The sequence below is a fragment of the Streptomyces sp. NPDC041940 genome, from assembly GCF_055589465.1.
On the sequence record NZ_JBVJBP010000032.1, the window covers coordinates 68,059 to 82,972 of the forward strand.

12 protein-coding genes are annotated in these 14,914 nt (G+C 69.9%); 8 read left to right on the plus strand and 4 right to left on the minus strand.

Translation table 11 applies throughout. The features are described 5' to 3' along the window. Window positions 1-14 precede the first annotated feature (14 nt). The 3 genes from ACZ6I3_RS36825 to ACZ6I3_RS36835 are packed head-to-tail and all read left to right on the plus strand — an operon-like array spanning window position 15 to window position 3,165. Window positions 15-1,388: an extracellular solute-binding protein gene (locus ACZ6I3_RS36825; RefSeq protein ID WP_469420701.1), complete on the plus strand. Its 1,374-nt coding sequence runs from the start codon at window positions 15-17 to the stop codon at window positions 1,386-1,388. A gap of 10 nt (window positions 1,389-1,398) precedes the next feature. Next, window positions 1,399-2,319 carry a carbohydrate ABC transporter permease gene (locus tag ACZ6I3_RS36830; protein WP_469420702.1) on the plus strand — a complete coding sequence of 307 codons (921 nt, stop codon included), beginning with the start codon at window positions 1,399-1,401 and terminating at the stop codon, window positions 2,317-2,319. 6 nt (window positions 2,320-2,325) lie between these two features. Continuing rightward, window positions 2,326-3,165: a carbohydrate ABC transporter permease gene (locus ACZ6I3_RS36835; protein WP_469420703.1), complete on the plus strand. Its 840-nt coding sequence runs from the start codon at window positions 2,326-2,328 to the stop codon at window positions 3,163-3,165. Between the two features lie 288 nt (window positions 3,166-3,453). Here ACZ6I3_RS36835 and ACZ6I3_RS36840 read toward each other — a convergent pair whose 3' ends face one another. Continuing rightward, window positions 3,454-4,782 (minus strand): enolase C-terminal domain-like protein, encoded by a 1,329-nt coding sequence (locus ACZ6I3_RS36840; protein WP_469420713.1) that lies wholly within the window; start codon window positions 4,780-4,782, stop codon window positions 3,454-3,456. A gap of 42 nt (window positions 4,783-4,824) precedes the next feature. Next, a complete protein-coding gene (locus ACZ6I3_RS36845) occupies window positions 4,825-6,162 on the minus strand; it encodes a gluconate:H+ symporter (RefSeq protein WP_469420704.1) in 1,338 nt (445 codons plus the stop codon). 179 nt (window positions 6,163-6,341) lie between these two features. Between ACZ6I3_RS36845 and ACZ6I3_RS36850 the strand changes: the two genes are divergently transcribed. Beyond that, window positions 6,342-7,130, plus strand: a complete 789-nt coding sequence (locus ACZ6I3_RS36850) for an IclR family transcriptional regulator (RefSeq protein ID WP_469420705.1) — start codon at window positions 6,342-6,344, stop codon at window positions 7,128-7,130. A gap of 76 nt (window positions 7,131-7,206) precedes the next feature. Here ACZ6I3_RS36850 and ACZ6I3_RS36855 read toward each other — a convergent pair whose 3' ends face one another. After that, window positions 7,207-7,665: a PPOX class F420-dependent oxidoreductase gene (locus ACZ6I3_RS36855; RefSeq protein ID WP_469420706.1), complete on the minus strand. Its 459-nt coding sequence runs from the start codon at window positions 7,663-7,665 to the stop codon at window positions 7,207-7,209. A 169-nt stretch (window positions 7,666-7,834) separates the two neighbouring features. Between ACZ6I3_RS36855 and ACZ6I3_RS36860 the strand changes: the two genes are divergently transcribed. Next, a complete protein-coding gene (locus ACZ6I3_RS36860; RefSeq protein WP_469420707.1) occupies window positions 7,835-8,599 on the plus strand; it encodes a helix-turn-helix domain-containing protein in 765 nt (254 codons plus the stop codon). Here ACZ6I3_RS36860 and ACZ6I3_RS36865 read toward each other — a convergent pair. Then, window positions 8,596-9,621, minus strand: coding sequence for an ATP-dependent 6-phosphofructokinase (locus tag ACZ6I3_RS36865; protein WP_382832797.1), 1,026 nt, complete (start codon window positions 9,619-9,621; stop codon window positions 8,596-8,598). The genes ACZ6I3_RS36860 and ACZ6I3_RS36865 overlap by 4 nt on opposite strands. A gap of 244 nt (window positions 9,622-9,865) precedes the next feature. Here ACZ6I3_RS36865 and pta point away from each other — a divergent pair, with 244 nt between their 5' ends. From pta to pyk, 3 genes are all read left to right on the plus strand, one after another. Then, window positions 9,866-11,968 carry a phosphate acetyltransferase gene (gene pta / locus ACZ6I3_RS36870; RefSeq protein WP_469420708.1) on the plus strand — a complete coding sequence of 701 codons (2,103 nt, stop codon included), beginning with the start codon at window positions 9,866-9,868 and terminating at the stop codon, window positions 11,966-11,968. Next, window positions 11,965-13,179 carry an acetate kinase gene (locus tag ACZ6I3_RS36875; RefSeq protein WP_469420709.1) on the plus strand — a complete coding sequence of 405 codons (1,215 nt, stop codon included), beginning with the start codon at window positions 11,965-11,967 and terminating at the stop codon, window positions 13,177-13,179. The genes pta and ACZ6I3_RS36875 overlap by 4 nt, the downstream gene beginning before the upstream one ends. A 74-nt stretch (window positions 13,180-13,253) precedes the next feature. Then, window positions 13,254-14,681 carry a pyruvate kinase gene (pyk, locus tag ACZ6I3_RS36880; RefSeq protein ID WP_469420710.1) on the plus strand — a complete coding sequence of 476 codons (1,428 nt, stop codon included), beginning with the start codon at window positions 13,254-13,256 and terminating at the stop codon, window positions 14,679-14,681. Window positions 14,682-14,914: the final 233 nt, after the last annotated feature.

A 14,914-nucleotide genomic window follows, 5' to 3' on the forward strand; every position in this document is an offset into this window, starting at 1 on the left:
GCCCGCAGGAGGTCGTGCCCGTGCGCCCCACCGCCGCTCTCACCCCCCTCGTCGCCCTGGCCCTCGCCGCGTCCACCCTCACCGCCTGCGGCGGGGGATCCGGCAGCGACCCGGACACCGTGAAGATCTCCTTCAAACAGTCCACGGACAACTCCATCAAGGTGATGGACACGTATCTCGCGGACATCAAGAAGCAGTTCGAGAAGGCCCACCCCGGCAAGAAGGTCGAGCTCGTCCCGATCAAGGCCCCGGACTCGGAGTACTACACCAAGCTCCAGCAGATGCTCCGCTCCCCCAAGACCGCCCCCGACCTGGTCTACGAGGACACCTTCCTCATCAACTCGGACATCACCAGCGGCTATCTCAAGCCCCTCGACCCCTATCTCGCCAAGTGGCCGGACTGGGACAGGTTCATCGACACGGCGAAGGCGGCGGCCAAGGGCGAGGACGGCAAGACCTACGGCGTCCCCGACGGCACCGACACCCGCGGCCTCTGGTTCGACAAGGACATCTTCAAGAAGGCCGGCCTGCCCGCCGACTGGCAGCCGAAGACCTGGAACGACGTCCTCACCGCCGCCCGCGCCATCAAGCGGGAATCCCCCGGCACCATCCCCCTCAACATCTACACGGGCAAGCCGGTCGGCGAGGCCGCCACCATGCAGACGTTCGAAATGCTGCTCTACGGCACGAACGACGGCACCACGGACCCCCTCTACGACAAGTCGAGCAAGAAGTGGATCGCCGGCGGCAAGGGCTTCGAGGACGCCCTCTCCTTCGTCGAGACGGTCTACAAGGAGAAGCTCGGCCCGGACGTCTCCGACGCCCTCGACCCGAACGTCATGACCCGGGTCCGCGGCGAGTGGCTCCCGCAGGGCAAGCTCGGCATCGCCCTCGACGGTTCCTGGCTGCCGCAGGACTGGCTGTCGGGCAGCGGCCACGAGTGGCCCGAGTGGTCTCAGAAGCTGGGCCTGGCCGCCATGCCGACCCAGAACGGCCAGGCGCCCGGCAAGGTGAGCATGTCCGGCGGCTGGACCTGGTCGATCCCGGCCAAGGCGGGCAACCCGGACCTGGCGTTCGAGTTCATCAAGACGATGCAGACCAAGGCCAACGCGCAAAAGTGGTACGTCGCCAACTCCGGCATCGCGGTCCGCGAGGACGTGGCGAAGGACCCCGCGTACGCCACGGCCCAGCCCGGCACCAAGTTCTTCACGGACCTCGTGGCGAACACCCACTACCGCCCCGCCTACCCGGCCTACCCCAAGGTCTCGGTGGCGATCCAAGAGGCGATGGAAGGCGTCACCACGGGCGACGCGTCGGTGGACGAGGCGGCACGCAGCTACACGGACGCGCTGAAGGACGCGACGGACAACAAGGTGACCGAACGGTGAGCGGGGCCCGATGACCACCACCGCACCGCACCCCCAGCCCACCAAGGCGCCCAGGGACACCCACCCGGCACGCGGCCCCCGCCTGCCGGTGCGGATCCTCCCCCTGGCCCCCTCCCTCGTCCTCCTGCTCCTCTTCCTCGCCGGCCCGATCGCCTACTGCGTCTACATCGCCTTCACCGACCTCCAGCTCACCGGCCAGGCCCAGGAGTCGTTCGTCGGCTTCGACAACTTCACCCGGGCCTTCGGGGACGAGGCGTTCCTGAACGCCGTATGGCTGACGCTGGTGTTCACGGTCCTCTCCTCCCTCGTCGGACAGAACACGCTCGGCCTGGCCCTGGCGGCACTGATGCAGCGCGCGTCGAAACCGGTCCGCACGCTCACCGGCGGCATCGTCGTCACGGCATGGGTCCTGCCGGAGGTCGTCGCGGGCTTCCTCCTCTACGCCTTCTTCCGCCGCGAGGGCACCCTGAACGCCATCCTGGACTGGCTGCACCTGCCCTCCCAGAACTGGCTGTTCACGCTCCCGATCCTGGCGGTGTCCTTCGCGAACGTCTGGCGCGGTACGGCGTTCTCGATGCTGGTCTACTCGGCGGCCCTGAACGAGATCCCCCAGGAGATCACCGAAGCCGCGGAGGTCGACGGGGCCGGAGGCCGGCGCCGCATGTGGCACATCACCCTGCCCATGATCCGCCGGTCCATCGCCACGAACCTGATGCTCAACACCCTCCAGACCCTCTCGGTCTTCGGTCTGATCTGGGTCATGACCAGGGGCGGCCCCGGCGGCAGAAGCCAGACGCTGCCCCTCTTCATGTACGAACAGGCCTTCCAGAACAGCCTCATCGGCTACGGCACGGCGGTGGCCCTGCTGCTCCTCCTGGTCGGCTCCCTCTTCTCCCTCGTCTACCTGCGCCTGCTGCGGACGGAGGTCTGACCGGCCATGGCCCTCACCCTCACCTCCCGCCGCACGACCCGCCGCCTGGCGGCCGACGCGGGACTCCTGGTGGTCGCCGCGGCCTTCGTGCTCCCCCTGGCCTGGGTGGTCCTGTCCGCCCTCGACCCCCACGCGGGCCTCCGGGTGAAGGCCCCCGACGGCCTCACCCTGGACAACTTCGACGCGGTCCTGACCCCCGAGATCACCTTCACCCCCCTCCTCAACAGCCTGATCCTGTGCGGCGGCGCGACCCTGCTGACCGTGGTCTGCGCGGCCCTGGCGGCCTATCCGCTCTCCCGCTTCCGCTCCCGCTTCAACCGCCCGTTCCTGCTGACGATCCTCTTCGCCACCAGCCTGCCCATCACGGCGATCATGGTTCCGGTCTACGCCCTCTTCGTCCAGGTGGACCTGATCGACACCATGCAGGGCACGATCTTCTTCTTCGCCGCGTCCCAACTCCCCTTCGCCATGTGGCTGATGAAGAACTTCATGGACGGCGTACCGAAGGAACTGGAGGAGGCGGCGTGGACGGATGGGGCGTCGGCGTTCCAGTCCCTGGTCCGCATCGTCCTGCCCCTCATGGGCCCGGGCGTGGCCGTCGTGACGGTCTTCTCCTTCGTCATGATGTGGGGCAACTTCTTCGTCCCCTTCATGCTCCTGCTCACCCCGGACCAGATGCCGGCGTCCGTCAGCATCAACGACTTCTTCGGCAACCGGGGCATGGTGGCCTACGGGCAACTGGCCGCGTTCTCGATCATCTACTCGACGCCGGTGATCCTGCTCTACGTACTGATCTCCCGCCGCCTGGGAGGGGGCTTCGCACTGGGCGGGGCGGTCAAGGGCTGAACGCGTCGATGCCGGTGCCGAGTGGGTCCGCAGCCCGGCGGAGCGGGGTGCCGCTGCGCCCACCCGTGCCGCCCTTAGCGGCACGCATGCCCGCAGCGGAGGGGCGGGACCGGCGCCCGCCCCCGCGCTGCCGCACCCGCGCACGGCGAGAAGGGGACGTGTCGGGGGGTGTCCGCCCGCAGCGGTTGTCGCGTCAACGAACAGCCAGTCGGCGTGAGACCCCATCGCGACGTTCCGAGGACGGACACCCCCCGACGCGGCCCCGACCCACCCCCACCCCGCAGGCGACTACCGCACCAGACACGGCCGCTTCCCGTCGAACTCCCACCCCGGAACCAGGTACCGCATCCCCACGGCATCGTCCCGCGCCCCCAGCGCCTTCTCCCGGTACAGCTCGTGCGCCGCGAGGAGCCGGTCCATGTCGAGCCGCACACCCAGCCCCGGAGCGTCCGGAACCGCGATCTCCCCACCCACGATGCGCGGCGGGGAAACAGTGAGCCGCTCCAGCCCCTCCTGCCAGATCCAGTGCGTGTCCAGCGCGTTGTACTCCCCCGGAGCCGCGGCCCCGCAGTGCGTCACCATCGCCAGCGAGATGTCGAAGTGGTTGTTCGAGTGGCACCCCCACGTCAACCCCATCGCGTTGCACAACTGCGCGACCCGCACCGACCCCCGCATCGTCCAGAAGTGCGGATCGGCCAGCGGAATGGACACCGACTGCAGAGCCAACGCATGCGCCAGCTGACGCCAGTCCGTAGCGATCATGTTCGTAGCCGTCGGCAACCCGGTCGCCCGCCGGAACTCCGCGAGAACCTCCCGCCCCGAGTAACCCCCCTCCGCCCCGCAGGGATCCTCGGCGTACGCCAGCGTCCCCACCAGCGGCCGGCACAGCTCAACCGCCTCCCGCAGCGACCACGCCCCGTTCGGATCGAGCGTGATCCGCGCCTCGGGAAACCGCGCCTTCAGCGCCCGCACCGCCACGACCTCCTCGGCCCCCGCCAGCACACCCCCCTTGAGCTTGAAGTCCCGGAACCCGTACAGGTCGTACGCCGCCTCCGCCTGCCGCACGATCGCCTCCGGAGACAAGGCCTCCTCGTGCCGCACCCGGTACCACTCCACGTCCGAGTCCGGCTCCCGGACGTACTCCAGATCGGTCCGGTCCGGATCACCCACGTAGAAGAGATAGCCCAGCACCCGCACGGACTGCCGCTGCTGCCCGTCCCCCAGCAGCGCGGCGACCGGCACATCGAGATGCTGCCCCAGCAGATCGAGCAGCGCCGACTCCACCGCGGTCACCGTATGAACCGTGGTCCGCAGATCGAACGTCTGGGCGCCCCGCCCACCGGCGTCACGGTCGGCGAACCGCTCACCGATCTCGCGCAGCACCCGCTGGTAGTCCCCCACCTTGGCCCCGACGACGAGCGACTCGGCGTCCCGCAGCGTCTGCGTGATCTTCTCCCCGCCGGGCACCTCCCCCAGCCCGGTACGCCCCTCGGAGTCGGTGAGAACGACGACGTTGCGGGTGAAGTACGGCCCGTGCGCACCGGAGAGGTTCAGCTCCATGCTGTCCCGCCCGGCGACGGGATAGACGGCGAACCCGGTAACGGTCGGCTGGCTGATGCTCATGCTGGTCCAAGTCCCTTGACTAGTGGATGAATCGGTCTACAGCCCCAAAACGTCCAGCGCCCACTCGACCGCGAGGACGCCCCCCAGCCCGAGCACGGCGAGCACCGTCGTATAGGACGTACGCACCTTGATCGCCTCGACGACGGACAGGTTGAAGTACTCCTTGAACAGCCAGAACCCGGGATCGTTCACATGCGAGAACGCGATGGAGCCACACGCCACGGCCAGCACCATCACCTCCGGGTGCACCCCACTCCCCGCCAGCAGCGGCAGCGCGACACCCGAGGCCGTGACGACGGCGACCGTGGCCGAGCCGAGCGCGATGCGCAGGATGACGGCGACGAGCCAGGCGAGGACGATCGGCGAGACGGACCAGCCGTCGGTGACGTCCTTGATGTAGTCGGAGATGCCGCCCTCGACGAGGACGTTCTTGAAGGCCCCGCCCGCGCCGATCACCAGCAGGATCATCGCCATGGCCTGGGCCGCCGAGGCACAGGAGGCGCCGACATCGCTCAGGCTCCGCCCGATCCGCGGCCCGAACACCCAGATCGCCAGGCACAGGGTCAGCAGCAGGGCGATCGGCGCCGAGCCGATGAAGGCCACGACGTGCAGGAACGGGCTGTCTCCCGGAGCCGCCATGTCGGTCACGGCCGCGGCCACGATCAGCACCACGGGGAACAGCGCCACGAAGAGCGACCAGCCGAGCCCCGGCATCTCCTCCTCGGTGAACTCGCGCTCACTGACCAGGCCCTTGGGGATGGACGGCGTCATCCGGGCGACGAACGGCAGCCGGGGCCAGGCCAGGGCGATCAGCGCGCCCGCGGGTACGGCGATGAACAGGCCGTAGAACAGCGTCAGTCCGACGGAGGCGTGGAAGGTCGCGGCGACGGCGGTGGGGCCGGGGTGCGGAGGCAGGAAGCTGTGCATGGTGGACAGCGCGATGGACATCGGCAGCCCGACCCACAGCAGCTTCGCGCCGGTGACCCTGACCAGCGTGAACGCGATCGGCACGATGATGACGAACGCGACCTCGTAGAACATGGTCACGCCGATGAGCATGGACGTGACCACCATGGCCACCTGGACCCACCGCGGGCCGAAGGCGTCGAGGAGCTTGCCGGCTATGCGCTGCGCGGCGCCCGAGTCCCCCATCACCCGGCCGACCATGGCACCGAGCCCGATGGTCAGCATGGTGTCGCCGATCTGGTCCCCGATGCCCTCGGAGAGGACGTCCGGGATGGTCGCCACCGGAATGCCACGGACCAGCGCGACCCCCACCGCGACGAGCAGCAGGGCCGCGAAGCCGTTCATTCTCAGCCGGGTCATGAGGAGGAGCAGGACCAGAACGCTGATCCCGACGACGAGCAGAGGCAAGGCAGTTCCCCTTTGAACTGGTGGGAGCTCTGAACTGGTGGGGCTCTCATCCCTGTATGCAGATGGTGTCCACGTATGCAGATGGAGGCTAAGTGCGTGAACGGAGTGGGTCAATGGCCCGGGCGATCACAGATTGATGTGCACGATCGACGCGGCGACGCGGACCTACGATGGGGCCCATGCAGGAGAGCAGAGGCGTCCGCGGCGTGAAGTCGGCGGCCAGAACCGTCGCGCTGCTGGAACTGCTCGCCGAGCGAGGCGAGGAACCCTCGCGCCTCGACCAGCTCGCCGACGACCTGGACGTGCCGCGCAGCAGCATGTACCAGCTGCTCCAGACGCTCGTCGACTCCGGCTGGGTCCGCACCGACGCCACCGGCTCCCTCTACGGCATCGGGATCCGCGCGCTGCTCACCGGCACCGGCTATCTCGACGGGGACCGCCGCATCCGGGTGGTCCGGCCGTACCTGGACGAGGCGTCGGACGCGCTCGGCGAGACGATCCACCTGGCCCGGCTCGACGGCCGGGACGTCGTCTACCTCGCCACCCGCGAGTCCCACGAGTACCTGCGCACCATCAGCCGGGTCGGCCGCCGCGTCCCGGCCCACGCCGGCGCCCTCGGCAAGGCACTGCTCGCGGAGCGCGCCGACGGCGAACTGCCCCTCGACGAGGAGCCGTTGACCGGCCTCACGGAGAACACGCACACCGACCGCGCCGCCCTGCTCGCCGACCTGGCCCGGGTGCGCGAGCGCGGCTACTCCGTCGACCGCGAGGAGACGGTGCCGGGCATCGCCGGCTTCGGCTTCGCCCTGCGCTACGGAACTCCGGCCGTCGACGCGATCAGCTGCTCGGTCCCGGTGGCCCGGCTGACCCCGGAGCACGAGACCCGCATCGTCTCCGTGATGAGCGACATCCGAGCGAGGATCGAGTCCCGGCTGCCACCGGTCTCGGGCGCACCGGACTGGCGTTGAAGCACGGAAGGCCGTGGTCGGGACTGCCCGACCACGGCCTTTCGCACAACGCTTCGGGAATCTCGCGAAGGGCTCCTCAGCCCGTCGCCCCGTCCGGCAGAACCCCCGCCCTGAACGGCTCCACGCCTTCGAGCGTCCGCACCCGCGTCGGCTCGATCAGCAGCATCACCCGGCGCTCGCCGGGCAGCATCCACGGATACCGGTCCTGCCCGAGGTACTTGCGCGTCAGCCGGTCCATGCCCCGCTCCGCCTCCTCGCCCTCCACGAACCGGACGACCTTCCCCCGGATCTCGGCCCGGTCGTACGGGTTCTCGGGGTCGTGGTGGGACAGCGAAACGTACGGATTGCGCCGCAGATTCTCCTCCTTCACCCGCCCGATCGAGGTGTTGACCATGACGAACTCGTCTTCGATGTCCGCCCACATGGGCGACACCTGAGGCGCCCCGTCGGCCCCGACCGTCGCGAGATGCCAGAAGTTCGGCGCGAGAAGTCGCTCGCGAATATGCCCGTTGAGCTTGCCGTTCACGTAAGTCACTGCCTTTCCGGACCCAAGATCATCGGGCCCGGGGCCATCCTTACCTCCAACCCGCCCCGACCGACAAGCCGATCTTCAGCCCCCGCCGAACCGGCCGGTAGCCGTAGCTTCCTACAATCCGTGATCCTGGCCGAACAGACCGTAGTCATCGCACCCCCGTCCCCCTAGCTTGTGGCGCGTGCGCCGACCTTCAGCCCGCCCGAGCCAGTCCGCTCCCACTCCCCCTCCGCCGTCCGCCCCGACGACCCCGCCCTTCAACGCCCCGGCCGCCCGCCGGCTGCGCGCGGCCCTCGGCATGACGCCCGAGCACGTCGCCCACGGCATGCGCGTCTCGTACGGACATCCCCGCGTCACCCCGGACCACGTCATCGACTGGGAGCGCGGGGCCTCGGCCCCGTCGAACTCGGAACTCACCGCTCTCGCAGGCGTGTTGTGGTGCTCACCCGGCGAACTCATCGGCAGACCGCGCACCCTGCGCGAGCACCGCATCGCCCGCTGCCTCGCCCCCGAGGACGTGGCCCGGGCCGTGGGACACGAGGTCCACGCGTATCTGCGCATGGAGGAGACCGACACCTGGCGCGGCACGGACCGCCAGTCCGGCGCCCTCGCCGACCTGCTCGGCCTGGGCCTCGCCGACTTCGTCACCGTCACGGGCCGCGACGCCAAGCTCGGCGAACTGCTGCGCAGCGCGGTCAGCACCCGCTGGCAGGCCTATGTGCGCCCGGTCGCCAAACTCGTACCCCTGGACCGGCCGTTCCTGGAGGGCGCCCTGCGGGCGCTGCACGAGGACTACCAGGGCCGGATGGCCGCCACCCTGAGCTGGGGCGGCGGCAGCGGCGACGCGGGCGGCACCGCCCGCGACTTCCTCGACCGGATCGTCGATCACTTCTGGACGAGAATCCAGGAAAGCCCGGCCGGAAGCACCGGCGCCTAGAACACCGACTCGGCCTCGTCCATCCGGTCCTTCGGCACCGTCTTCAGCTCGGTCACGGCCTCCGCGAGCGGCACCATCACGATGTCCGTCCCGCGCAGCGCGGTCATCCGGCCGAACCGGCCCTGGTGCGCCGCCTCCACCGCGTGCCAGCCGAACCGGGTGGCGAGCACCCGGTCGTAGGCGGTCGGTGAGCCGCCGCGCTGGACGTGGCCGAGAATGACCGGCTTGGCCTCCTTGCCGAGTCGCCTCTCCAGCTCATGGGCGAGTGCCGCGCCGATGCCCTGGAAGCGCTCGTGGCCGAACTTGTCGATCGCGCCCTTGCCGTAGTCCATGGAGCCGTCCGCGGGGTGGGCGCCCTCGGCGACGGCGATGACCGCGAACTTCTTGCCGCGGGCGAAGCGCTCCTCGACCATCTTGACGAGATCGGCCGGATCGAACGGACGCTCCGGCAGACAGATGCCGTGCGCACCCGCCGCCATGCCGGACTCCAGCGCGATCCACCCGGCGTGCCGGCCCATGACCTCCACCACCATCACCCGCTGGTGGGACTCGGCGGTCGTCTTCAGCCGGTCCATCGCCTCGGTGGCGACCCCCACCGCCGTGTCGAAACCGAAGGTGCGGTCCGTGGAGGAGATGTCGTTGTCGATGGTCTTCGGGACGCCCACGACGGGCAGGCCCGCGTCGCTCAGCATGCGCGCGGCCGTCAGCGTGCCCTCGCCGCCGATCGGGATCAGCGCGTCGATGCCGAACTCGTGGATCATGTCGGAGGCGTTCTCGCAGGCCTCACGGAGCCGGTCGCGCTCCAGCCTGGACGATCCCAGGATCGTGCCGCCGCGGGCCAGGATGCCGCTGACCGCGTTCAGGTCGAGGGCGCGGTAGCGGCCGTCGAGCAGACCCGAGTAGCCGTCCTCGAAGCCGATGACCTCGTCGCCGTAGTTGTCGACCGCCCGGTGCACGACCGACCGGATCACGGCGTTCAGGCCGGGGCAGTCGCCGCCTGCGGTGAGAACTCCGATACGCATCGTGCTGTGTCTCCTGCTCGCTGTTGACACCGGTGAGCTTCTGCCGATTGTTTCACGCTCCCCGGCCCGGCGGGGTACCCGACTCTGACGGGCGCCTTATCCATCGGCGGAGGTATTGTCAAGGCGGTTCCGCTCACCTCGATGGGCGATTTTTCGACGTCCCGCAGAGACATCCGGACAGAGACATCCCGGACAGAGACATCCCGAACAGCGACATGCCACCGAGACGAAACGGAGAGCGCGCGTGACCCGCAGCGTGTACGTGACCGGCATCGACCGAGGCGACGGCCGCCAGGTCGTCGAACTGGGGGTCATGGAGCTCCTCACCCGGCAGGTCGACCGGGTCGGCGTCTTCCGGCCTCTCGTCCACGACGGGCCCGACCGCCTCTTCGAGCTGCTGCGCGCCCGCTACCGGCTCGCGCAGGACGCGTCGACCGTCTACGGCATGGACTACCAGGAGGCGTCCGCCCTCCAGGCCGAGGCCGGCACGGACGAGCTGGTGTCCACGCTCGTCGAACGGTTCCACCGGGTGGCCCGCGAGTACGACGTGGTCCTGGTCCTCGGCACCGACTTCGCCGACACGCAGCTCCCGGACGAGCTGTCGCTGAACGCACGGCTGGCGAACGAGTTCGGCGCGTCGGTGATCCCGGTCGTGGGCGGCCGCAAGCAGACCGTCGAGTCGGTGCTCGCCGAGACGCGCAACGCCTACCGGGCCTACGACACGCTGGGCTGCGACGTCCTGGCCATGGTCACCAACCGGGTCGCCCGCGAGGACCGCGACGAGATCGCCCGCCGGCTCGACTCCAGGCTCCCCGCGCCCTGTTACGTCCTGCCCGACGAGCCCGCGCTGTCCGCCCCCACCGTCTCGCAGATCAGCCACGCGCTCGGCGGCAAGGTGGTGCTCGGCGACGACTCGGGGCTCGCCCGGGACGTGCTCGGCTTCGTCTTCGGCGGTGCGATGCTGCCGAACTTCCTGGGCGCCCTGACCCCGGGCTGCCTCGTCGTCACCCCGGGCGACCGGGCCGACCTGGTCGTCGGCGCGCTCGCCGCGCACAGCGCCGGCACCCCGCCGATAGCCGGTGTGCTGCTCACCCTGGACGAGGTGCCCAGTGCGGACATCCTCACCCTCGCCGACCGCCTGGCGCCGGGCACCCCGGTGCTGTCGGTGGCCGGCACCAGCTTCCCCACCGCCGAGCAGCTGTTCTCCCTGGAGGGCAAGCTGAACGCGGCCACCCCGCGCAAGGCGGAGCGGGCACTCGGCCTCTTCGAGCGGTACGCCGACACCGCCGAACTCTCGAACCGGGTCTCCGCGCCCAGCAGCGACCGCGTCACACCGATGATGTTCGAGCACACGCTGCTGGAGCAGGCCCGCTCCGACCTGCGCCGCGTGGTGCTGCCCGAGGGCACCGAGGAGCGGGTGCTGCACGCCGCCGAGGTGCTGCTGCGCCGGGGCGTGTGCGAGCTGACCCTGCTCGGCCCGGTCGACCGGATCCGCAAGAAGGCCGCCGACCTGGGCATCGACCTCGGCGAGTCCCAGCTGATCGACCCGGCCACCTCCGACCTGCGCGACTCCTTCGCCGAGCAGTACGCGGCCCTGCGCGCCCACCGGGGCGTCACCGTGGAGCTGGCGTACGACGTGGTCTCCGACGTGAACTACTTCGGCACGCTGATGGTCCAGGAGGGCCTCGCCGACGGCATGGTCTCGGGCTCGGTGCACTCCACGGCCGCGACCATCCGCCCGGCCTTCGAGATCATCAAGACGAAGCCGGAGGCGGACATCGTCTCGTCCGTGTTCTTCATGTGCCTCGCCGACAAGGTCCTCGTCTACGGCGACTGCGCGGTCAACCCCGACCCGAACGCCGAGCAGCTCGCGGACATCGCCATGCAGTCGGCGACGACGGCGGAGCAGTTCGGCGTGGAGCCGCGCATCGCGATGCTGTCGTACTCCACCGGCACCTCCGGCTCCGGCGCGGACGTGGACAAGGTCCGCGAGGCCACCGAGCTGGTCCGCTCCCGCCGCCCCGACCTGAAGATCGAGGGCCCGATCCAGTACGACGCCGCCGTGGAGCCGTCGGTCGCGGCGACCAAGCTGCCCGGCTCCGAGGTCGCCGGACAGGCCACCGTGCTGATCTTCCCCGACCTGAACACCGGCAACAACACCTACAAGGCCGTGCAGCGCTCGGCCGGCGCGATCGCCGTCGGCCCGGTGCTCCAGGGCCTGCGCAAGCCGGTCAACGACCTGTCCCGGGGCGCCCTCGTCCAGGACATCGTCAACACCGTCGCCATCACGGCGATCCAGGCCCAGTCCCCGGCCCCGTCCCCGAGTGAGAAGGCAACCGCCCAGTGAGCCCGTCCCGTGTCCTCGTCCTCAACTCCGGCTCCTCGTCGCTGAAGTACCAGCTGCTCGACATGGGCGACAGCAGCCGGCTGGCGGTGGGGCTCGTCGAACGCATCGGTGAGCAGACCTCCCGGCTCAAGCACACCCCGGCCGGCGGCGAGAGCCGCGAGCGCGGCGGCGCGATCGCCGACCACGACGCGGCGCTGAAGGCCGTGGCCGAGGAGCTCGCCAAGGACGGCCTCGGTCTGGACTCGCCCGAACTGGCCGCGATCGGCCACCGGGTGGTGCACGGCGGGCAGTCCTTCACCGAGCCGACCGTCGTCGACGACGCCGTGCTCGCCGAGATCGAGCGGCTCATCCCGGTGGCCCCGCTGCACAACCCGGCCAACCTCACCGGCATCCGCACGGCGCGGGCGCTGCGGCCCGACCTGCCGCAGGTCGCCGTCTTCGACACCGCGTTCCACACGACCATGCCGGAGTCGGCCGCCCGCTACGCGATCGACGTGAAGACGGCCGACGAGCACCGCGTCCGCCGCTACGGCTTCCACGGCACCTCGCACGCCTACGTCTCCCGGGCCACCGCCGAGCTGCTGGGCAAGGACCCCGCCGAGACGAACGTGATCGTGCTGCACCTGGGCAACGGGGCGTCCGCCTCGGCCGTACGGGGCGGCAGGTGCGTGGACACCTCCATGGGGCTGACGCCTTTGGAGGGGCTCGTGATGGGTACGCGCTCCGGAGACATGGACCCGGCCGTCATCTTCCATTTGATGCGTGTTGGTGGAATGTCCGCCGACGAGATCGACACTCTTCTCAACAAGAAGAGCGGTCTGATCGGTCTGTGCGGCGACAACGACATGCGCGAGATCCGCCGTCGCGTCGACGAGGGCGACGAGCAGGCGGAGCTGGCGTTCGACATCTACATTCACCGCCTGAAGAAGTACATCGGCGCCTATTACGCCGTACTCGGACGGGTGGACGCGGTCGCCTTCACCGCCGGTGTCGGCGAGAACGCGGCGCCCGTGCGGGAGGCCGCCCTGGCGGGCCTGGAGCAGCTGGGCCTGGTGGTGGACGGCGAGCGCAACGCCGTACGCGGCGACGAGGCGCGGCTGATCTCGCCGGAGGGCTCCCGGGTGGCCGTGGCGGTGGTACCCACTGACGAGGAATTGGAGATCGCGACGCAGACCTACGCGCTGGTAATTGGTTCGGGGAATCACACCTGAGCGGCATCCCGCCCTTTTGTATTTTCCGCCAGACGGAATATTCCGTTGCGAAACAAACCGATAGGATCGCCCCCATGCGCCGTTCGAAAATCGTCTGTACTCTCGGCCCCGCGGTCGACTCCCACGAGCAGCTTGTCGCGTTGATCGAAGCCGGTATGAACGTGGCCCGCTTCAACTTCAGCCACGGCTCGCACGCCGAGCACCAGGGCCGGTACGACCGGGTCCGTGCCGCCGCCAAGGAGACCGGCCGGGCCATCGGTGTCCTCGCCGACCTCCAGGGCCCGAAGATCCGCCTGGAGACCTTCGCCGAAGGTCCCGTGGAGCTGGTGCGCGGTGACGAGTTCACCATCACCACCGAGGACGTCCCGGGCGACAAGACGATCTGCGGGACGACCTACAAGGGCCTGCCCGGCGACGTGACCAAGGGCGACCAGGTCCTCATCAACGACGGCAACGTCGAGCTGAAGGTCACCGAGGTCGAAGGCCCCAAGGTGAAGACGATCGTCATCGAGGGCGGCGTCATCTCCGACCACAAGGGCATCAACCTGCCCGGCGCGGCCGTCAACGTGCCGGCCCTGTCCGAGAAGGACATCGAGGACCTCCGCTTCGCGATGCGCATGGGCTGCGACCTGGTCGCGCTGTCCTTCGTCCGCGATGCCAAGGACGTCCAGGACGTGCACCGCGTCATGGACGAGGAGGGCCGCCGCGTCCCGGTCATCGCCAAGGTGGAGAAGCCGCAGGCGGTGCAGAACATGGAGGACGTCGTGATGGCGTTCGACGGCGTGATGGTCGCCCGTGGTGACCTCGCCGTCGAGTACCCGCTCGAGAAGGTCCCCATGGTGCAGAAGCGCCTGATCGAGCTGTGCCGGCGCAACGCCAAGCCGGTGATCGTGGCGACCCAGATGATGGAGTCGATGATCACCAACTCCCGTCCGACCCGCGCCGAGGCCTCCGACGTGGCCAACGCGATCCTGGACGGCGCCGACGCGGTCATGCTGTCGGCGGAGTCCTCCGTCGGCGCGTACCCGATCGAGACGGTCAAGACGATGTCGAAGATCGTCGCCGCGGCCGAGCAGGAGCTGATGTCCAAGGGCCTGCAGCCGCTCGTCCCGGGCAAGAAGCCGCGCACCCAGGGCGGTTCGGTGGCCCGTGCCGCCTGCGAGATCGCCGACTTCCTCGGCGGCCGGGGCCTGGTGGCCTTCACCCAGTCCGGCGACACCGCCCGCCGCCTCTCCCGCTACCGCGCCCAGCAGCCGATCATCGCCTTCACCACCGACGAGGGCACCCGCAACCAGATGGCGCTGAGCTGGGGCGTGGAGCCGCACGTGGTCCCGTTCGTGAACAGCACCGACGAGATGGTCGACCTGGTGGAGCAGGAGCTGGTCAAGCTCAACCGCTTCAACGACGGCGACATCGTGGTCATCACCGCCGGCTCACCCCCCGGCGTCCCCGGCACCACCAACATGGTCCGCGTCCACCACCTGGGCGAAGCCAAGTCCTGACCCGCGAAGGGCCGTACAGGCCCCCGAACGGCACCGAGGGCGCCCCCTGCGATCCAGGGGCGCCCTCGTCTTGCCGGTGGCCTCTGCCACTGAGAAGAGAGGCGCGAGGCGCGTGGTTGCTGAACCCTCCCCGGCCCTGGGGGGGGGGGGGGGGGGGGGGGGGGGGGGGGGGGGGGGGGGGGGGGGGGGGGGGGGGGGGGGGGGGGGGGGGGGGGGGGGGGGGGGGTGGGGGG